This window comes from Thermomonas sp., from assembly GCF_041919455.1.
Lineage (GTDB): Bacteria > Pseudomonadota > Gammaproteobacteria > Xanthomonadales > Xanthomonadaceae > Thermomonas.
On the sequence record NZ_JAYRTQ010000006.1, the window covers coordinates 109,616 to 129,056 of the forward strand.

20 protein-coding genes are annotated in these 19,441 nt (G+C 69.1%); 2 read left to right on the forward strand and 18 right to left on the reverse strand.

What is annotated here, in order from left to right; all coding sequences use genetic code 11:
- Positions 1-58 precede the first annotated feature (58 nt).
- The 10 genes from ACE3T8_RS05830 to ccoN are packed head-to-tail and all read right to left on the reverse strand — an operon-like array spanning position 59 to position 8,887.
- Entirely contained in the window at positions 59-781 is a 723-nt protein-coding gene (locus ACE3T8_RS05830; protein WP_374607576.1) for a sulfite exporter TauE/SafE family protein, read from the reverse strand.
- Positions 771-953 (reverse strand): cbb3-type cytochrome oxidase assembly protein CcoS, encoded by a 183-nt coding sequence (ccoS, locus tag ACE3T8_RS05835; RefSeq protein WP_374607578.1) that lies wholly within the window; start codon positions 951-953, stop codon positions 771-773. Before ccoS ends, ACE3T8_RS05830 begins: the two co-directional genes overlap by 11 nt.
- On the reverse strand, positions 950-3,367 hold the full coding sequence (locus ACE3T8_RS05840) for a heavy metal translocating P-type ATPase (protein ID WP_374607580.1): 2,418 nt from the start codon (positions 3,365-3,367) through the stop codon (positions 950-952). Before ACE3T8_RS05840 ends, ccoS begins: the two co-directional genes overlap by 4 nt.
- Entirely contained in the window at positions 3,364-3,867 is a 504-nt protein-coding gene (locus ACE3T8_RS05845; protein ID WP_374607582.1) for a FixH family protein, read from the reverse strand. Before ACE3T8_RS05845 ends, ACE3T8_RS05840 begins: the two co-directional genes overlap by 4 nt.
- A complete protein-coding gene (locus ACE3T8_RS05850; protein ID WP_374607584.1) occupies positions 3,867-5,411 on the reverse strand; it encodes a 4Fe-4S dicluster domain-containing protein in 1,545 nt (514 codons plus the stop codon). The genes ACE3T8_RS05845 and ACE3T8_RS05850 overlap by 1 nt, the downstream gene beginning before the upstream one ends.
- 4 nt (positions 5,412-5,415) lie before the next feature.
- Positions 5,416-5,712: a hypothetical protein gene (locus ACE3T8_RS05855; RefSeq protein WP_374607585.1), complete on the reverse strand. Its 297-nt coding sequence runs from the start codon at positions 5,710-5,712 to the stop codon at positions 5,416-5,418.
- 12 nt (positions 5,713-5,724) lie between these two features.
- Positions 5,725-6,660, reverse strand: a complete 936-nt coding sequence (gene ccoP / locus ACE3T8_RS05860; protein WP_374607586.1) for a cytochrome-c oxidase, cbb3-type subunit III — start codon at positions 6,658-6,660, stop codon at positions 5,725-5,727.
- Positions 6,657-6,803 carry a cbb3-type cytochrome oxidase subunit 3 gene (locus ACE3T8_RS05865; protein WP_374607588.1) on the reverse strand — a complete coding sequence of 49 codons (147 nt, stop codon included), beginning with the start codon at positions 6,801-6,803 and terminating at the stop codon, positions 6,657-6,659. Before ACE3T8_RS05865 ends, ccoP begins: the two co-directional genes overlap by 4 nt.
- Positions 6,804-6,805: 2 nt before the next feature.
- Positions 6,806-7,438 (reverse strand): cytochrome-c oxidase, cbb3-type subunit II, encoded by a 633-nt coding sequence (ccoO, locus tag ACE3T8_RS05870; protein ID WP_374607590.1) that lies wholly within the window; start codon positions 7,436-7,438, stop codon positions 6,806-6,808.
- Between the two features lie 9 nt (positions 7,439-7,447).
- A complete protein-coding gene (ccoN, locus tag ACE3T8_RS05875) occupies positions 7,448-8,887 on the reverse strand; it encodes a cytochrome-c oxidase, cbb3-type subunit I (protein WP_374607591.1) in 1,440 nt (479 codons plus the stop codon).
- A 259-nt stretch (positions 8,888-9,146) separates the two neighbouring features.
- Between ccoN and ACE3T8_RS05880 the strand changes: the two genes are divergently transcribed.
- Entirely contained in the window at positions 9,147-9,815 is a 669-nt protein-coding gene (locus tag ACE3T8_RS05880; RefSeq protein ID WP_374607593.1) for a helix-turn-helix domain-containing protein, read from the forward strand.
- Positions 9,816-9,822: 7 nt separating this feature from the next.
- Here ACE3T8_RS05880 and ACE3T8_RS05885 read toward each other — a convergent pair whose 3' ends face one another.
- From ACE3T8_RS05885 to nirK, 3 genes are read right to left on the reverse strand one after another with little or no spacing between them, the layout of a single operon-like run.
- Positions 9,823-10,416 (reverse strand): SCO family protein, encoded by a 594-nt coding sequence (locus tag ACE3T8_RS05885; RefSeq protein ID WP_374607595.1) that lies wholly within the window; start codon positions 10,414-10,416, stop codon positions 9,823-9,825.
- Positions 10,413-11,195 carry a formylglycine-generating enzyme family protein gene (locus tag ACE3T8_RS05890; RefSeq protein ID WP_374607596.1) on the reverse strand — a complete coding sequence of 261 codons (783 nt, stop codon included), beginning with the start codon at positions 11,193-11,195 and terminating at the stop codon, positions 10,413-10,415. The genes ACE3T8_RS05885 and ACE3T8_RS05890 overlap by 4 nt, the downstream gene beginning before the upstream one ends.
- 3 nt (positions 11,196-11,198) lie before the next feature.
- Entirely contained in the window at positions 11,199-12,719 is a 1,521-nt protein-coding gene (gene nirK / locus ACE3T8_RS05895; RefSeq protein WP_374607597.1) for a copper-containing nitrite reductase, read from the reverse strand.
- 192 nt (positions 12,720-12,911) lie between these two features.
- Between nirK and ACE3T8_RS05900 the strand changes: the two genes are divergently transcribed.
- Positions 12,912-14,120 (forward strand): alginate export family protein, encoded by a 1,209-nt coding sequence (locus ACE3T8_RS05900; protein ID WP_374607598.1) that lies wholly within the window; start codon positions 12,912-12,914, stop codon positions 14,118-14,120.
- Between the two features lie 13 nt (positions 14,121-14,133).
- Here ACE3T8_RS05900 and ACE3T8_RS05905 read toward each other — a convergent pair whose 3' ends face one another.
- From ACE3T8_RS05905 to ACE3T8_RS05925, 5 genes are read right to left on the reverse strand one after another with little or no spacing between them, the layout of a single operon-like run.
- Positions 14,134-15,219, reverse strand: a complete 1,086-nt coding sequence (locus ACE3T8_RS05905; protein ID WP_374607600.1) for a PLP-dependent cysteine synthase family protein — start codon at positions 15,217-15,219, stop codon at positions 14,134-14,136.
- Positions 15,216-15,605: a SirB2 family protein gene (locus ACE3T8_RS05910; RefSeq protein ID WP_374607601.1), complete on the reverse strand. Its 390-nt coding sequence runs from the start codon at positions 15,603-15,605 to the stop codon at positions 15,216-15,218. Before ACE3T8_RS05910 ends, ACE3T8_RS05905 begins: the two co-directional genes overlap by 4 nt.
- On the reverse strand, positions 15,602-16,813 hold the full coding sequence (locus ACE3T8_RS05915) for an NnrS family protein (protein WP_374607602.1): 1,212 nt from the start codon (positions 16,811-16,813) through the stop codon (positions 15,602-15,604). Before ACE3T8_RS05915 ends, ACE3T8_RS05910 begins: the two co-directional genes overlap by 4 nt.
- 4 nt (positions 16,814-16,817) lie before the next feature.
- The gene (locus ACE3T8_RS05920; RefSeq protein ID WP_374607604.1) at positions 16,818-17,054 is read right to left on the reverse strand and encodes a hypothetical protein; all 237 of its coding nucleotides are present in this window, start codon (positions 17,052-17,054) and stop codon (positions 16,818-16,820) included.
- A gap of 57 nt (positions 17,055-17,111) precedes the next feature.
- Complete coding sequence (locus ACE3T8_RS05925) at positions 17,112-19,430, reverse strand: nitric-oxide reductase large subunit (RefSeq protein ID WP_374607606.1); 2,319 nt, start codon at positions 19,428-19,430, stop codon at positions 17,112-17,114.
- Between the last annotated feature and the right edge of the window lie 11 nt (positions 19,431-19,441).

Consider the following 19,441-nt stretch of genomic DNA (forward strand, 5'->3'; position numbering starts at 1 on the left):
GGGCATTCGGTCATGGCGAGGATGGATCTCGATGGCATGGCCGGAGTGTAAGCCGGGCCTATGTGGAGAGGCTGCGACAGCCCAATGCTTCCAGCACGCCATGCAGGGCCGGCAACCGCATCAGCCACGGTGCGGCGATGGTGAGCAGGCCCGATGCGATCACCAGCACGCCTGCGCCCATGCGCCAGGGCCCGCGTTGCAAGCGTTGGCCGACGCGTGCGCCGGCCCAGGTCAGCGGCACCATCACCGGCAGCGTGCCCAGCCCGAATGCGGCCATGGTCAGCGCGCCATGCGCGGCACTGGCCTGCAGCCACGCGGCCGCGAGCAGGGTGGTGCTGAGCCCGCACGGCATCCAGCCCCACAACATGCCGACCAGCACCCGCTTGCCGGCGGTGTCCGCGGGCAACAGGCGGCGTTGCAAGGGCCGTAGCCACGCCCACAGCCGCGCGCCCGGCCCACCGGCAAAACGCGGCAGCCTTCCGCGCTGGTCGAGCAGGCGCAGGCCGGCCAGCACCAGCACGATCCCGACTGCGGCGCGCATCGCCATGCCCAGCGCGGGCATGCGGGCGACGCCGAGCAGGCCGCCGCCGATACCGCCCACGATCGCGCCGGCCAGCACATAACCAGCCACGCGGCCGAGGTTCGGTTGTACCGCCGCCCACCAGCCGCGCGAGCCCACCGACAGCCCGGTGGCGATGCCGCCGCACATCGCCGCGCAATGCGCGCCGCCCAGCAGGCCGGTCAGCAGCGCGGCACCGAGCACCATCAGGTCAACCGGCATCGCGTTCGTCCGTGGATGGCGCCCGGTGCGGCTCGGCGTCGGCCTGGAGGATGTCGATGGCGGGCGTATCGAGATCGTCGAACTGGCCGCGCCTGACCGCCCACGCGAACGCCCAGATCGCGGCGAGCAGCAGCACCAGGCTGAGCGGGATCAGGATCAGCAGGGCGTTCATCGCGCCGGCACCCGCGCCAGCCGCAATGCATTCGCGGTGACCAGCAAGGACGACAGCGCCATCCCCAGCGCCGCCTGCCACGGCGACACCATGCCGAGCGCCGCGGCCGGCAACGCCAGCAGGTTGTAGAGCAGCGCCCACATCAGGTTCTGCCGGATCACCGCGCGGGTGCGCCGCGCAAGCACGATCGCCTGCGGGATGCGCAGCAACGTGGGCGATGCCAGCACCAGGTCCGCGGCGCGCGCGGCCAGCGCATTGCCATCGCCCAGTGCGAACGACACGTCGGCGCCGGCCAGCACCGGCCCGTCGTTGATGCCGTCGCCGACCATCGCCACCACGCGGCCCTGCGCCTGCAGGTCGCGCACATGCGCGAGTTTCTGTTCGGGCGACAGCCGCGATCGCACGGTGTCGATGCCGACGGCGCCGGCGAATCGCCTCACCGCGACGTCGCCATCGCCACTGGCGAGTTCGCTGGCGATGCCGAGCGTGCGCAGTGCATCGAGCGTCGGCACCGCATCGGTGCGCGCGGATTCCTCGACGGTGAAGCGAGCGCAGGCGACCTGGCCGTCGCCGAGCCAGACCGCACCGTCGTCCACCTGCGTGGCGGCGGCGAAGCCGGCGCGGCCGATCCGCCAGCGGCGACCAGCGACCAGGCCTTCGATGCCGGCGCCGGGATGCTCGATCACGCCGGTGGCGAACGCGTCGCGTGCCGTCATGGCGGCGACGAACGCATCGGCGAGCGGATGCGCGCTGTCGCGTTCCAGCGCGGCGGCGATGCGCAATGCGTCGGCATCGTCCAATCCCTGGAAGGTCTCGACATGCAGTTGACCGCCGGGAAGACTCAGCGTGCCGGTCTTGTCGAACACCACGGTGTCGATCCGCGCCAGCCGTGCCAGCGCGTCCGCGCGCAGCGGCAACACGCCCAGCCGCGCCAGTGCGCCGTTGGAGGCCGCCAGCGCCGCCGGCACGGCGAGCGACAACGCGCATGGGCAGCACACCACCAGCAAGGCCAACGCGACCTCGAACGCGCGCGCGGGATCGTGCAGGCGCCAGGCGACATACACGGCGACGGTGGCCAGCGCCAATGCGACCACGAATACGCGCGCGATCCGATCCGCGGCCTGCGCCAGCGGTGGTCGGTGCGCCTGCGCCTGTTCGATCAAGGCCGCGAGCTGCGACAGCCGCGTCTGCGTGCCGACCGCGGTGAGTCGCAATCGCGCGGCCTGCGCGCCGCACAGCGAGCCGGCGAACACGGCATCGCCTGGCTGCTTGGGCACCGGACGCGCTTCGCCGGTGAGCAGGGCCTCGGCGAAGCTGGCGTTGTCGTCCAGCAGCAATGCATCGGCCGGCACCGGTTCGCCGGGGGCGACGCGAACGATGTCGCCGGCACGCAATGCACCGATGGCCACCGCCTCGCGCTGGCCATCGGCGGTCTCGCGGCTGGCGAAGGCGGGACGCGCGCGCGCAAGCGCATCCACCTGTGCGCTGGCGGTCGCGCGCACCCGCTGTTCCAGCAGGCGTGCGACCAGCAGCAGGAACACGAACATCACCGCGGCGTCGTACCAGACCTGCGCGCCGCCGCGCACGGTCTCCGCCACGCTGCCGGCCCAGGCCAGCAGGGTGGAGCCGGCGATCAGCGTGTCCATGCCCGGCGCACGATGGCGCAGTTCGCGCGCAGCCCCGACGATGAACGGCCAGCCGGCGTAGAACACCACCGGCGTGGCGACGAGGAAGGCGATCCATCGCAGGAAATCGCGCATCGGCAGCGACATCTCGCGCGCGGTGTCCAGGTACAGCGCCTCGGCGAACATCATCGCCTGCATGCTGCCCAGTGCGGCGATGCCGATCCGCAGCAGCCAGCGGTTGCGTTCGCGCCTGCGCGCGCGCTCCTGCGCCGCGCCGGCGGCGAGGAACGGTCGGTAACCAAGCGCCTGCAGGCGCCGCAAGGGCCGCGACAACGGTGTCCGTGCCGGATCCCAGGCGATGCGGATGCGCCCGGTCACCGCGTTCGCGCTGATGGCGGTGACGCCTGGCTCGCGCGACAGCGCGCGGTCGATCAACCATGCGCAGGCGGCGCAGCGCATGCCGTCGGTGAGCAGGGTGATCTCGCGGCCGCCGTCGACGTCGCGCGCATGCTCGGCCTGCACTTCCCCGCGGTCCCACAAGGCCAGTGCGCTGTCGTCTTCGTCGATGCGCGCGCCGGGCCGCTCGCGCAGGCGGTAGTACGCATCGAGGTCGGCATCCTCGATCCATTGCGCCGCCGCCGCGCAGCCATCGCAGCAGAACGGCCGCGGGGCGCCTTCCAGGATGCGCATGGCGGGCGATGCGGGAAGCGCTTCGCCGCAGTGGAAGCAGGTGGTGTCGGTGGTGCCCGTGCGTGCGCTACCCGCCATCGCCGCCAACGAGGCATTCATCCCGGGGCGACGGGCTGCAGGCGCGCGCTGAGCTGGCCACGCGGCAGGCGTCCCTGCAAGCGCCATCGACCGTCGGGCGGTGCCAGTTCCAGCTTCCAGTCGTGGGCGACGTCGAGTTCCAGCGGTGCGCGCCAGCCGTTCCCGGCGGGCTGCATCAGCAGGTCATGGTCGAGGTCGGCGCGGGCCGGGTGGCGCAACGCGAGCCTGAGTGGCCTGGCGGTGTCGAAGCCGGAATGCAGCGGCAGCACCTCCAGTTCCTTGCCGTCGACCCGCACCAGTGCGGCCAGGCGCAGGCGCGCCGCGGCCTGGTCCGGGCCCAGGTCGGCGACCTGGATCTGCGCGGTGCGCTTCACCGCGGTGTCCACGCTGTCGGTGCTGCCCGGGCCGGCGGCGATGAACACCATCCACACCAGCGCCACCACCGCGATCGCGGGGATGCCGAACACCAGCCAGACCAGCGGTTCGCGCAATGGCGAGCGTGGGGTATCCCTGGCGTCCATCACATCGGTCCGAAGAAGCTGCTGTCGACGCTGCGGGTGGTGCTGCCGTCCTGCGTGCGCACGCTGATCCTGATGTCGTGCCGGCCGGTGGTGTCTCCCGGCGCGACCAGGGTCAGCGGCAGCGAGGCCACCGCACCGGCGGCGACGTTCACCTCGGCGGGTTCGCGCATGCGCAGGCCCGGCAGGTCGGTCGCCTGGAGTTCGATGCGGTAGCGTTGCGCCACGTCGGTCTTGTTCACCAGCTTGAGGGTATAGCCGTTCTCGATGCCGTCCGCGCCCTCGCGGTACAGCGCATTGCGGTCGCGCAGCACCTCGGCGATCAACGGGCTGCGGTTGGCCACGCCCACGCCCCAGCCGATCAGCAGCGCCAGCAGGATGGTCCCGTAGACCAGGATGCGCGGGCGCAGCACCCGGGTCGGCTTGCCGTCGATCGCGTTCTGCGTCGAGTAGCGGATCAGGCCCTTCGGGTAGCCGACCTTGAGCATCACCTCGTCGCAGGCATCGATGCAGGCGCCGCAGGCGATGCATTCGTACTGCAGGCCGTTGCGGATGTCGATGCCGGTCGGGCAGACCTGGACGCAGAGGGTGCAGTCGATGCAGTCGCCGAGTTCGTCCGCTGCGAACTTCGGAAGCGGCGCGGCCTCGATGCCGCCGTCGAAGGTGATGGTGCCCGCGGCCTGCGCCTGCTGCGCGGCAGCGCTGGGATGGCGGGTGGCGCGGAACACGTAATCGTAGGCGGTCGACACGTCGAGCAGGCCGCGTGCGCGTTCCAGCACGCTGGGCAGGCCGCGCTTGCGCGGGCCACGCGGTTCGCCGCGCATCGGGTCGTAGGCGATGATCAGGGTGTTGCGGTCGAACATGGCGCCCTGGAAGCGCGCGTACGGGCACATGTACTTGCACACCTGCTCGCGCAGGAAGCCGGCATTGCCCCAGGTGGCCAGCGCGTAGAACAGCACCCAGAAGGTTTCCCAGCCGCCCCATGCGAACGGCCACAGGCGCGCCCCCAGGTCGCGGATCGGGGTGAAGAAGCCGACGAAGGTGAAGCCGGTCCACAGCGCGAACACCAGCCACGCCAGGTGCTTGCCGCCCTTGCGCAGCAGCTTGTTGCGGTTCCACGGGCCGGCATCCAGTTTCATCCGCTTGTGGCGGTCGCCCTCGATGGCGCTTTCCATCCACAGGAAGACCTCGGTCCACACCGTCTGCGGGCAGGCGTAGCCGCACCACAGGCGGCCGGCGAGGGCGGTGAAGAAGAACAGCACCAGCGCGGCGATCATCAGCAGGATCGCCAGGAACACGAAATCCTGCGGCCAGAACGTGATGGAAAACACGTGGAACTTGCGCGCCGGCAGGTCGAACAGCACCGCCTGCCGCCCGTCCCAGGACAGCCACGGGAACAGGTAGAACATCCCCAGCAGCCAGGCCACCGCGGCCACGCGCAGGCGGTTCAACGGGCCGGAGACGTCGCGCGGATAGACCTTGCGCTCGCTGACGTAGGCGGAGCCGCCTGCGTCGATCACTTCGAGGGGAATCTGCTTGTTGCCCATGCGTCTACTGCGGCGGCAGCGGCCGGTTGAAGCGGCTGGCCGGGCGCAGCAGGATCCAGGTGAACAGGCTCGACGACGCGGTGGCCAGCCAGAACATGAAGAAGCCGAGCGAATAGCCCAGGCCGCGGCTGATCGCGATGTCCGGGAAGGTCATGTCGCGCAATGCCAGCGGATCGACGAAGGCGAAGAACACCATCGTTGCCACGCCCGCCGCGAAGAAGCTCGGCCAGAGGATGGCACCGACCCGCTGCGCCATCGGGCGCGGCGGGTGGTCGAAGCGTGGCGCGGTGTAGTCAGGCATTGCGGATCCGGGTCATTCGGCCCTGGCGGCCGCGCCGGCATTCCCGTGCGAAAGCGACCAGACATAGGCTGCGGCCAGGCGCGAGCGGGTTTCGCCGAGCAGGGCGCGGTGCGCCGGCATGATGCCATGGTGGCCGTTGGCGATGCCTTCGCGCAGCGCCTCGCGGCTGTCGCCGTACATCCAGTAGTCATCGGTCAGGTCGGGCGCGCCGAGGGCCTGGTTGCCCTTGCCGTCGACGCCGTGGCAGGCCACGCACACGCCGTCGTAGAGGGCCTTGCCGCGCGCCGCCGCGAAGTCGCTGCGCGCCGCGCCGCTGTCGTCGGCGAGTCCACGCACGTGGGCGATCACGTAGTCGGTCGCGTCCGCGCCGCCCATGCCTTCCAGGATCTTGCCCCACGGCGGCATCACGCCCTCGCGCCCGTCCAGCACGCTTTGCAGGACCTGCTCCGGACTGCCGCCCCAGTGCCAGACGTCGTCGGTCAGGTTGGGGTAGCCGATCGCGCCCTTGCCGGCGGATCCGTGGCAGGTCGCGCAGGTGTTGCCGAAGATCGAGCGGCCCAGCTTCACCGCCTGCGGGTCGCGTGCCAGCACGTCGATCGATTGCCCCTTGTAGGGCGCGAAGGTTTCTTCCAGCGTCGCGGTGGCGCGGGCGGCGTCGCGGTCGTGTTCCGCCTGCGAGGTCCACTTGCCGTAGCCCGCGAAGTTGCCGAAGCCCGGATACCACACCAGGTAGCCGATCGCGAACACGATGGTCAGGTAGAACATGTTGATCCACCACCGCGGCAACGGCTTGTTGTACTCGGTTAGGTCGCCGTCCCAGACATGGCTGGTGTCCTCCGGCTTGGGGTCGCCGGGGCGGCGGCGCGCCGTCCACCACAGCAGCCACACGCAGCCGGCGATGTTCAGCACGACCAGCACGATCACGTACCAGGACCAGCCGGCGGTCATCGCGCGTCCTCCCCGGCGGAATCGGCGTCGAGCGGCAGCTGTGCCGCCTCATCGAAGTCGCGCTTGCGGCGTGGACTCCAGGCCCAGGCCCAGCCGGCCAGGAACAGCAACAGCAGGATCGTGGTGATGATGCCGGACAGCATGCTTACTCTCCCCTCGGCGCGTGCCGGCCCAACCCTTGCAGGTAGGCCACCATCGCATCCATTTCGGTCTTGCCTTCGACGGCCGACGGCGCGGCGGCGATCTCGGCATCGGTGTACGGATCGCCCAGCCGCTTGAGCGCGCGCATGTGCGACTGCACGGCATCGCCATCGACCGCGTTCTTCGACAGCCACGGGAAACTGGGCATGTTGGATTCCGGCACCACGTCGCGCGGGTCGTTGAGGTGCACCCGATGCCAGGCATCGGAATAGCGGCCACCGACGCGCGCCAGGTCCGGACCCGTGCGCTTGCTGCCCCACTGGAAGGGGCGGTCGTACACGGATTCGCCGGCCAGCGAGTAGTGGCCGTAGCGCTCGGTCTCGAAGCGCAGGGTGCGCACCATCTGCGAGTGGCAGTTGTAGCAGCCCTCGCGGACATAGACATCGCGGCCGGCCAGTTCCAGCGCCGGATAGGGCTTCACGCCCGGCAACGGCTTGATCGCTTCGGCCTGGTACATCAGCGGGACGATCTCGGCGAGTCCGCCGAAGGACACCGCGACCACGATCAGGATCGCCATCAGCCCGACGTTCTTCTCGATCTTCTCGTGCGCGTTGCTGTTCTTGTTGTCCTGGCTCATGGCGTTTCCTCAGGCACGCGCATCGGCGGCGTCGGGCGGCAGCAGCGGCTGGTCCGCGGGTTCACCGGCGTGGCGGTAGGTCTGGTAGACGTTCCAGGCCATCAGCAGCATCCCGGTCAGCACCAGCAGGCCGCCGAACAGCCGGCCGAGGTAGTAGGGATAGGTGGCGTTGAGCGACTCGACGAAGGTATAGGTCAGGGTCCCGTCGGCATTGGTGGCTCGCCACATCAGGCCCTGCATGATCCCGGCGATCCACATCGCGGCGATGTAGAACACCACGCCCAGGGTGTGCACCCAGAAGTGGGTGTCGATCAGCTTCACCGAATGCATGGTGTCGCGGCCGAGCAGCCTGGGCAGCAGCGCATAGATCGAGCCGATCGAGATCATCGCCACCCAGCCCAGCGCGCCGGCATGCACGTGGCCGACGGTCCAGTCGGTGTAGTGCGACAGCGAGTTGACCGTCTTGATCGACATCATCGGCCCCTCGAAGGTCGCGATCATGTAGAAGCTCAGCGCGACAATCAGGAACTTCAGGATCGGGTCGGTGCGCAGCTTGTGCCACACGCCCGACAGCGTGAGGATGCCGTTGATCGCGCCACCCCAGCTGGGCGCCAGCAGGATCAGCGAGAACACCATGCCCACCGACTGCGCCCAGTCGGGCAGGGCGGTGTACTGCAGGTGGTGCGGCCCGGCCCACATGTAGACCGCGATCAGCGCCCAGAAGTGCACGATCGAGAGGCGATAGGAATAGATCGGGCGCCCGGCCTGCTTGGGCACGTAGTAGTACATCATCCCGAGGAAGCCGGCGGTCAGGAAGAAGCCGACCGCGTTGTGCCCGTACCACCACTGCACCATCGCGTCCACCGCGCCGCTGTAGGCGGAATACGACTTCATGCCGCCGGCCGGCATCGCGATGCTGTTGACGATGTGCAGCAGGGCCACGGCGAGGATGAAGCCGCCGAAGAACCAGTTGGCCACGTAGATGTGCCTGACCTTGCGCCTGGCGATCGTGCCGAAGAACAGCACCGCGTAGGCCACCCACACCACCGCGATCAGGATGTCGATCGGCCATTCCAGTTCGGCGTATTCCTTGCCCTGGGTGAAGCCCAGCGGCAGGCTCACCGCGGCGGCCACGATCACCGCCTGCCAGCCCCAGAACACGAAGGCGGCCAGCCTGTCGGAAAGCACCCGGACGTGGCAGGTGCGCTGGACCACGTGCAGGCTGGTGGCGAACAACGCACAACCGCCGAACGCGAAGATCACCGCGTTGGTATGCAGCGGGCGCAGGCGGCCGTAGCCGAGCCACGGGATGCCCTCGCCCAGGGTGGGCCAGTACAGCTGCGCGGCGATGATCACGCCAACGAGCATGCCCACGATGCCCCACACCACGGTCATCACCGCGAACTGGCGCACTACCTTGTCGTTGTACGTTCCGCTGGTCGCCTGCATGGGGCCTCCGTGACTTGGGCCGCATCGTACGCAACCGCGTGGCGGACCCGATTGATCTCGATCAATTCGAGCGGGATGTGGGTCGGCGGAGACAATCCGCCTCCGCATGGTCGATAATACCCGGCGTTGGCCGCGGAGTCCCGCGGCGTTGCGAGCCATGCGCAGTCCCATCCCCCTCGACTTGGTCCGCCTTCGCCGCAGTTGCGCGGATTGTTCGCTCCGTGACCTGTGCCTGCCCGCGGGCGTGGACCGCGACGACATGGGCCGCCTCGACACCATGGTGCAGCGGCGTCGCTCGCTGGGGCGCGGCGACAGCCTGTTCCGCGCCGGCGACCCGCTGCATGCCCTCTACGTGGCCAGCGCCGGCGCGTTCAAGACGGTGGTGGTGAACGCGTCCGGCGAAGAACACGTGCTGGGCTTCCATCTGCCCGGCGAGTTGTTCGGCCTGGATGCGATCGGCAGTGGCAGCCACCGCTGCGAAGCGATTGCCCTGGGCGAGGCCAAGGTCTGCGAATTGCCGTTCGCCAGCCTGTCCGCGGTCGCGACCGAATTGCCGAGCCTGCAACGCCAGTTGCTGCGGGTGATGGGGCAGAGCTCGGATCGCGACCATGACCACGTCGACGTGCTGTCGCGGCGCCAGGCCAGCGAGCGCATCGCCTTGTTCCTGCACGGCCTGGGCGAGCGCTACCGGCGCATCGACCAGCCCGGCGACGACTTCCAGTTGCCGATGAGCCGCGACGAGATCGCCCGCTACCTGGGCCTTGCGCTGGAGACCGTGAGCCGCGGATTCACCCGCCTGCACGAGGACCGGGTGATCGAGGTGCATGCCCGGCGCATCCGCATCCTCGACCCCGCGGCCTTGCAGGCGGCGGCCAGCGGTTGCGAGCCCGAGGCGCCGCGCGGCGTTTCGCGACGCTCCCGCGCCTGACCCGGCTTCAGCGCGCGGCCGCCTTGCGCACGGCGGCGACGAACTCCGGATCCGGCTTGCTGCCGACCTGTTCGGTGCGGGCCACGATGCGACCCTCGGCATCCAGCAGGACCAGCGCACTGGTGTGGTTGAACTCGCCATCGGCCAGCGGGCGGTAGCGGATCCCCAGCAGCGCGGCCACGCTGCGCACGTCGGCCGGCGGCGGCGACGCCAGCGACCAGCGGCGCGCGTCCAGGCCGCGCTTGTCGAACACCTTGCGCAGGGCCGCCGGCGTGTCGCGCGCCGGATCCATGCTGATCAGCACGATGCCGATGCGCCCCCGTTCGGCCGGCGACAACCGGTGCTCGATCGCCTTGCCCGAGTCCACGATCAGCGGGCAGATGTACTGGCACGAGGTGTAGAACATCGACACCACCCGCGGCTTGCCGCGCAGTCCGCGCCAGTCGGCGGTGCGCCCGGCCTGGTCGGTGAGCGGCAGCGCAAGCTGGTAGACCGAATCCGGCGGCAACGGCTTGCCGGCGGGACCGGCGGCAACGGCCAGCGCCGCGCATGCGGCCAGCGCGATGCCGGCGATCCCGGACAGCCATCCTGTTGTTTTCATCGTGGCGCGCTCCAGGCGCAGCGGAAACCCATGTTGGCGGTGGCGTCGTCGCCGTCCAGCGAGGACAGCATCGCCACCCGCATCATCACCGCGTAGTTCTCGCGGTCGTCCATCGACAGCGCGCCGGCGCCGCAGAACTTCATCTTGTCCGCATCGCCCTGCTTGCGGTTGTCGCTATCGACCAGCAGCGAGGACGCATCGTCGGTCCATTCCCAGACCAGGCCGTGCAGGTCCTGCACGCCCCAGGCATTCGGCGCCTGCAGCCCGACACGCGGCAGCGCGGCGTTCGAAGGCCGCGAATACCAGCCGAGGATCCGCTCGCGCCACGCCGGGTCGTTGCGGGCGTCGCGGCGCGTCTCGTCGGCGGCCGCGGCGAATTCCCATTCGTTCCAGGTCGGCAGCCGCGCGCCCAGTGACTCGCAGTACGCATCGGCGGCGAACCAGCTCACCCAGACGACCGGCCGATCCGGCAAGGCGTTCGCACCCAGCGTGGCCGGCCCCGCCCAGTGCGAGAGATAGCGCGCCTCGGCGAAGACCGGCGCGGTCCTGCCGCGCTGCCATTGCGGGTGCTTGCGCACGAAGGCGAGGAACTCCGCATTGGTGACCGGCCGGCGCATCAGCGCGAACGGCGCGATGCGCACGCCGTCCTTTGCATCCTCGTAGCGCAGCACCGACTTGAACACGCCGCCGGGCAGGCCCGCGTAGCGCGATCCCAGCGCGCCGGCCGCGAGGCCGGCGAGCGGGAGCGCGAGCAATGCGATGGCAAGCCCGCGGCGCATGGCTCAGTGGCCGTCCGAGGCGTTGGCCGGCTTGGCGGCGCGCGCGGCCGCTGCGTCGGCCTTGGTCACCCGGCCACCCGGGTTGCCCCAGCTGTTGAGGACGTAGGTGCTGATGTTCGCCACCTCGTCGTCGGTCAGCTGGCTCATCGGCGGCATGTTGGAGTTGTAGTCCTTGCCGTTGACCTTCACCGGCCCGACCAGGCCGTGCAGGATGACCCGCGGCACCGACTTGGGGTCGGCCTTGATGTAGTCCGACGCGGCCAGCGGCGGGAACACGCCCTCCATGCCCTTGCCGTCGGGCTGGTGGCAGGTCGAGCAGGTGCCGGTGAACAGCGCCTTGCCCGCGGCGATCTGCTCCTCGATGCTGAGCGCGCCGGCCTTGGCGCTGCTGGCGGCGGCGGACACCGCCTGCATGTTCGGCTGCGCGCGGTCGCCGATGTACACGGCGTCGACTTCCTTGCCCGAGTAGATCGCCTTGTTCTCCGCGCCATCGGCCTTGAGGATGCCCAGCGCGCCCTTGTTGAAGGCACGGAACAGGCTGTGGTCGACCAGCACGTAGCTGCCGGGCACTTCCATGTGGAACTCCATCATCGCCGCGCCGCCCGCCGGGATCAGCGTGGTCTGCACGTTCTCCTGGTACTTGGTGCCGCCTTCGTACCAGACCTTGTCGAAGATTTCGCCGATCACGTGGAAGCTGGACACCAGGTTCGGCCCGCCGTTGCCCACGTACAGGCGCACGGTCTCGCCGACGTTGGTCTTCAGCGCCTTGTCGCCGGTCAGCGCGCCTTCCATGCCGTTGAACAGCACGTAGGTCGGGTTCTCGTCGATCGCCTTTTCCATGTTGAAGGGCTGGTGGCCTTTCTCGCGGTACTTGCCGGTGGTGTAGAAATCGCCCTGCATCACGTAGTACTCGCGGTCGACCTTGGGCAATCCCTCCGGCGGCTCGACCAGGATCAGCCCGTACATGCCGTTGGCCACGTGCATGCCGACCGGGGCGGTGGCGCAGTGGTAGACGTACAGGCCGGCGTTGAGCGCCTTGAAGGTGAATCGGCTGACATGGCCGGGCGCGGTGAAGCTTGAGGCCGCACCGCCGCCGGGGCCGGTCACCCCGTGCAGGTCGATGTTGTGGGGCATCTTGCTGTCCGGCATGTTGCGCAGGTGGAACTCGACGGTGTCGCCCTGGCGCACGCGGATGAAGCTGCCGGGCACGGTGCCGCCGAAGGTCCAGAAGGTGTAGGTCACGCCTTCGGAAATTTCCATGTCCTTCTCGACCACGTCCAGCGAGACGATCACCTTGGCCGGCGCGGTACGCCCGGTGGCCGGCGGCACCAGCGGCGGCGAGGTCAGCACGGCCTGGATCGGCGCGCCCTGCGGCGGACCGAAATCGCCCTTGGCCGAGCCGCCGGTGTCGGTGGCGGCCGCGGCGGCCGTGGCATCCGTCGCGGCTTCGTCCTTGCCGCAGGCCGGCAATCCGATGGCGATGGCGATGGCGAGCGTGAGCAACCGGAGCGTGGCGGCTTTCATGGCGATGTCCCCTTGGACGGCGTGCGTGGTGGGTCGATGCCCGCAGCATCCGCCCGCACCTGCAGGGGGCGCTTTGACCTGGATCAAGTCCCGCCATGCCATCCGTCGTGGCGCGCGCCTGCTTGACTTGCGTCAACGCCGGGCGACGCGCGCGGGCCAATGCTCGCGCCAATGCCCACCGGAGCCATCGCCATGTCGCCACGCCATGCCTTGCCGCTGTCGATGCTCGCTTGTTGCTGCGCCGCGCCGTTCGCTGCCATTGCTGCCGACGCGCCCGGCATCGCCGTCGAATGGGATCTGCGCCTGCGCCACGAACAGGTCGATGACGCCGCGTTCGCCACAAGCGCGGATGCCACGACCCTGCGCCTGCGCACCGGCCTGCGGTTCTCCACGGAACGCGGTTGGAACGGCCTGCTGGAAGCGGAAGGAATCGCCGCGTCGGGTGCCTACAACAGCGGTGCCAACGGACGCACGACCCGGCCGCAGGTGATCGACCCGCCCGGCGTCGAACTCAACCAAGCCTGGCTGGGCTGGAAAGGGGCGGGTGGCAACGTCGCGCTGGGGCGGCAGCGCCTGCAATTCGACAACCAGCGCTGGATCGGCAACAGCGGCTGGCGGCAGAACGAGCAGACCTTCGATGCACTGGCCGTGGAATTCGCGCCGCGCAAGGATCTGTCGCTTCGCTATGCATTCCTTGACCGCGTGCATCGGGTCAACGGCGACGAGGCGCGCGACCTGCTGGCGCGCGAACGCGCGCTGTCCACCCACCTGTTCAATACGGCGTGGAAGCGCGGCACGCAGCAACTGGCCGGCTATGTCTACCTGCACCGGGATCGCGATGTCGCGACCGCCTCGACTGCGACCATCGGCGTGCGCTGGAACGGTTCGCGCCTGCTGTCCTCCGGCAACCTGGCGTGGACGCTGGAGGCCGCGCGCCAGCGCGACCACGCGGACAATCCGCTACGGTTCTCGCATGCTTACTGGCTGGTCGAGCCCGCCATCACCTGGCGCGGCATCACCGCACGGGCGGGCTGGGAACACCTGGGCGGCAACGGCGCGCATGCGCTGCAAACGCCACTCGCGACCCTGCATGCCTTCAATGGCTGGGCCGACAAGTTCCTCGTCACGCCGGCATCCGGCCTGGAAGATCGTTATCTCGGCCTGGGCGGCAACGTCGGTCGCGAACGCGCGGGCAGCCGCGCGAACTGGCAACTCGCCTGGCACGACTATTGCGCCGACCGTGGTGGCCTGCGTTACGGAAGCGAATGGAACGCGTCGGTGTCGATGCCGCTGGCGAAGGGTTTCGGTGCGACGATCAAGGTGGCCGACTACCGCGCTGCCGGCTTCGGCCGCGATACCCGAAAGGTCTGGTTGCAACTGGACTACAAGGGCCGCCGCTGAGGCCGGTTCTGCATCAAGCGGTTCGCAGGCGCGAGGCCAGGCGCGCCTGCGCGCGATTCGGGTCGATGCCATGCGCCGCCAGCCAGTCGCGATCGAACAGGGTTTGCGCGTAACGCTCGCCGCGATCGCAGAGCAGGGTGACGATGCTGCCGGTTTCGCCGCGCACCCGCATCTGCGCCGCAAGCTGCAGGCAGGCGACCAGGTTGGTCCCGGAGGAGCCGCCGTAACGCCGGCCGAGCAGGTCCTCAAGCCACCATGCCGCCGCAATGGAATCGGCATCCTCGACCTCGATCACCGTATCCACCACGTCGAACACGAAGCCCGGTTCCACGCCCGGCCTGCCGATGCCTTCGATCAGGGTCGGACGGGTCGCGCGTGCGCGCGGATCGCGGCTGCGCCAGCCCTGCACGAAGCCACTGCCACTGGGTTCCGCCACGCACAGCTGCGACTCCAGCCCGCGATAGCGCAAGTAGCGTCCGATGGTGGCGGAGGTGCCGCCGGTGCCGACGCCGCAGACGATCCACGCGGGCTGCGGATGCGGTTCGCCGGCCATCTGGCCGAGGATGGATTCTGCGATGTTGTTGTTGCCGCGCCAGTCGGTGGCGCGTTCAGCCAGGCCGAACTGGTCGAGGAAGCAGGCGCCGCCGGCCGCAATGTCGCGCGCACGCGCCTGCGTGCATGTGCCGTCCGCCGTGAGTTCGCAGTGGCCGCCGAGTGCGCGCACCGCGTCGATCTTGGCCGGTGCGGTGCAGGCCGGCATCACCGCGATGAAGCGCAGCCCGAGCAGCCGCGCGAACCAGGCTTCGGAGATCGCGGTGCTGCCGGATGACGCATCGACCACAGTCTGCCCTTCGCGCAGCCGGCCATTGCACAGCGCATACAGGAACAGCGAACGCGCCAGCCGGTGCTTGAGGCTGCCAGTGGGATGCGCGGCTTCGTCCTTGAAGTAGAAATCGATGCCGGGAAAGCCGGCGAACTGCATGTGCAAGAGGTGCGTATCGGCGGAACGCGCGGCCTCGCGATGCAGTTGAGCGATCGCGGCGGCGGCCCAGGTGCGGTTGTCGGTGGCCCTGCTCGGCGCTGCAGGCGAGGCGCTCATGCCAGCCAGCCCAACGGATGGTGCGCGCGGGCGATGCCGTAGATCGATGCGAAGACTATCAGCGCTGCCGCGTAATAGCGGGCACGTTCACGCGGGAGGCGGTGCGGCCGCATCGCCATCACGCCCAGCACCACGTAGACGACGATCAGGCACACCTTCGCGAGCAGCCAGCCATTGGCGAACATCGTCCACGGCAGGATGGTCAGCAGCATCATCGCCGCGGTCAGCAGCGCGGTATCGATGGCATAGCTCAGCCACTTCACCGGCAGCGATTGCGGCCAACGCGCGCCGGCCAGCGCGAAGCCGCCGCGCACCGCGAACAAACTGCCGCTGAGCACGGCGATGACGATGTGGATGTGCTTGATCTGCGGATAGAACGCGATCATCCGGGTTTGCCGTCCTTGCGCGGCGAGAGATAGATGCGTCCGATCCGCGCCACCCAGGGCGCGAACGCGAGCAACCAGCCGAGTGCCGCCGCGGCTTGCCAGGCCATGCCGTCCGGAAGGACCTCGGCGAATACGCGCAGGGTGGCGACCAGCTGGATCGCGACGAAGGCAAACCATGCTGCGGCCGGCATCATCAGCGCGCGGCCGGAATGGCCTTGGGTCACACGGGTCACCATCGCCACCAGCACGCTGCCGAAGAAACCGATGAACAGCGCGTGCGCGGGCGCGCGACCGAGCAGGAATTCGCCGGTCAGCGAATACGCCAGGCTCTGGAAGGCGTACAGACCGATCGCCAGCGGCAACCAGGCCAGGCCCAGGAACAGCACCAGCAGCAGTCCCGGTACCTTGCCGCGCGGCCACCACCTCCACAGCGCCAGCGACAACAGCGCGAGCAGCGGCAGGTCGGCCAGCCACAGCCACGTGTAGGCATGCAGCAATTCCAGCGCCAGGTGCGCCACGCACAGCGCCAGCACCGCGCAGAGCAGCCACAACGGTCGCCATGCGACGTAACCGGGCACCACGTTGCCGGCGAAGAACGGGAACATCCGGTGCGCCACGCTGAAGTACACCGGCAACAGCAGGCCGAAGGTGCCCAGCTTGATGCTGGCGAAGGCAAGCCGCGCGTCCGCACCCAGCAGGAAGCCGCCCCAGGCCAGCAGTCCCGCCAGCCCAAGCAGGAGGCCGAGGAAGCACGCACGCGCATGCCAGGTGGTGCCGCGTTCGCGCTTCAGCAGTGGTGCCAGCGTGGCCATGCAGGCCAGCCAGCCGGCCAGCGTCATCCAGTAACCGACGACGATGCCGGGCTCGAAGCCGAACAGGCCGGCGAGCGTGGCCAGTTGCCCGCCGAAGATCCCCAGCCCGACCGGCAGGTAGCGCCAGCGTTCGAGGTCCGGCAGTCCCATCCAGCGCGGGAACACGGTGAGCAGGAAGCCGAAGATGAAGCTGGGCAGCACCTGGTACTGCATCACGAACGCATGCAGCCAGCCGGCGTACGGCACCGGCTGGCGCAGGCCGAACAGCTGCCAGCGCGCATCGGCCAGCCACATCGCCCACCACGCCATCGCCAGCAGCAGGTTGCCGGCGCCGATGAAGAACATCAGTCGATGCGGGGCCTGGGCGAGCAGGCGCGGGGAAGGCGTGCCGGCCATCGTCTCAGCCGCCGCAACCGCCGCAGCATTGCGAGGGAACGCGAACCAGTCGCTCCGCCGCGCCGGCGATGCCTGCCTCGCGCAGGGACGCAAGCAGTTCCGGCTGCGTCGCCACGGTCGAGATGCGGATGCTGCCATCGCTGGCGTCGACATCGATCAGCGCCGAGGGATCGTACATGGCCAGCGCCTGTTCGATCGTCACGAGATCAGGAGCGGTTGCGGTGGGAAGGGTGTATTGCATGGCATTCTCCAGTGGAGGTGGCGACCGGCCCCGCGGAAGTGCGGGGCCGGTACGGAATCACTCGCTCTCGACGGAAGCCATGAATGCCGGATCGTGCTTCGGTGCGATCCACAGCCGCAGCACGAACCAGCACAGCGAGAGCGCGCCGACGCTGAAGATGGTGTCGCCGGGTACGCGCATCCACACGAGCATTTCGACGATGGGCTGCTGCATGAACTCGGCCGAACGTGCGTAGGCGTAGCCGTGCTCGATCGCCGCCAGCAGTTGCATCGTGCCCAGCGGCAGCAGGGTCAGCAGGGCCATCAGCGCCAGGCCGATGTTGAGGCACCAGAACGAGACCTTGAGCGCACGCGCATCCCACGCCATCTGCCCGCGCAGTCCACGCAAGGCGAACAGCAGCAGGGCGATGCCGAGCATGCCGTACACGCCGAACAACGCGGTGTGGCCATGCAGCGGCGTCAGGTTGAGGCCCTGCATGAAGTACAGCGACAGCGGCGGGTTGATCAGGAAGCCGAACAGGCCGGCGCCCACCAGGTTCCAGAAGCTGACCGCGACGAAGAACATGATCGGCCAGCGATAGCGCGCCATCCACGGCGTCGCCTTGCCGAGCCTGTAGGTGTGGTAGGCCTCGAAGCCGATGTAGGCCAGCGGCACCACTTCCAGCGCGCTGAAGCTCGCACCCAGCGCAACGACGGCGGTCGGCGTACCGACGAAGTAGAGGTGATGCAAGGTGCCCAGCACGCCGCCGCCCATGAACACGATGGTGGCGAACAGCACCGCGACAGAGGCCACCGAGTCCTTGATCAGCCCGAGGCGGGTGAAGATCAGCGCCATCACCGCGGTCGCGAACACTTCGAAGAAGCCCTCGACCCACAGGTGGACCAGCCACCAGCGCCAGTACTCGACTTCGGAAATATGGGTGTGCTCGCCCCACATCAGCGCCGAAGCGAAGAACAGGCCGATGCAGACCGTGGACAGGAACAGCAGGCCGACGATCGAACGCGTGCCGGTCGCGGGACCACGCAGGACCGGCCACAACGCGCGCCCGACCAGGGTCAGCCACAGCAGCAGGCCGACGAACAGGAACCACTGCCAGAAACGGCCCATGTCGGCGTATTCCCAGCCCTGGTGGCCCCACCAGAAGTTGTGCTCCAGGCCCAGCTTCTGCATCACCGCCAGCCACTGACCCGCGAACGAACCGACCACGATCAGCAGCAGGCAGGTGAACAGGAAATTGACGCCGAGGCGCTGGAATCTGGGTTCGTGCCCCGACATCGCCGGGGCGATGTACAGGCCGGTGCCCAGCCAGGCCACCGCGATCCACAGCACTGCCAATTGCGTGTGCCAGGTGCGGGTGATCGAGTAGGGCAGCACCTCGGACAGGGCGTAGCCATAGGCCTGCTGGCCCTCGACCTGGTAATGCGCGGTGGTCGCGCCCAGCAGGATCTGCACCACGAACAGCGCCAGCACCACCCAGAAGTACTTGGCGGTGGCGCGCATCGACGGGGTGATCCGCAGTGCCGCCAAGGGATCGCTGGCCGGCAGCGTCAGCGGTTCGTCGTGCGCCTGGCGCGCATGCCACCAGCCCAGCAGGCCGATGCCGGCGATCAGGAACAGCACGCTGAAGGCCGACCACACCCACATCGACGGCGCCGGCGTGTTGTCGATCAGCGGCTCGCTGGGCCAGTTATTGGTGTATGTGACCTGCTTGTCGACCACGCCCGCCTTCGACGGCACCATCCCATCGCCCGCTTCGCGCGGACGTTCGGTGCCGGCGGCCCATGCCGTCCACCAGAAGAACGCCGTCAGCGCGCGCCGATGCGCGGCATCCGGCACGGTGTCGTTCTTCATCGCATACGCTTCGCGCAGCGTGGCGGTCGCGGGGTCGTTGCCGAACAGGCTCTCGTAGTGCGCGGCCACGTTGGACAGCGCGAGCGCGCGGTCGTCCGGCAGGGTGATCGTGCCGCTGGCGGGGTCGTAGGTATTGGTGCGCATGACCTGTTTCAGGCGACTGCGCAACGCGGCCTGCTGTTCTTCCGGCAGCTGCGCGTAGGTGGCCATGCCGCCATCGGCGCGCGCCCACAGGTCGAGCAGGGACACCGACTCGCGATGCAGCCAGTCCGCGCTCCAGTCGGGCGCGACGTAGCCGCCGTGGCCCCAGATCGAGCCCAGCTGCATGCCGCCGATCGACTGCCAGACCTGGCGGCCTCGTTCGATATCGGCGCGGGTGTAGACCACCTGGCCGCTTTCGCTCAGCACCTTCTCCGGCATCGGCGGCGCGGTGCGGAAGATCTCGGTGCCCGCCCACAACAGCACCCCGAACGACAGGGTCAGCAAGACCGCCAACCCCAACCACAATTTCCTGGTCGCGCTCATCACGGCATCTC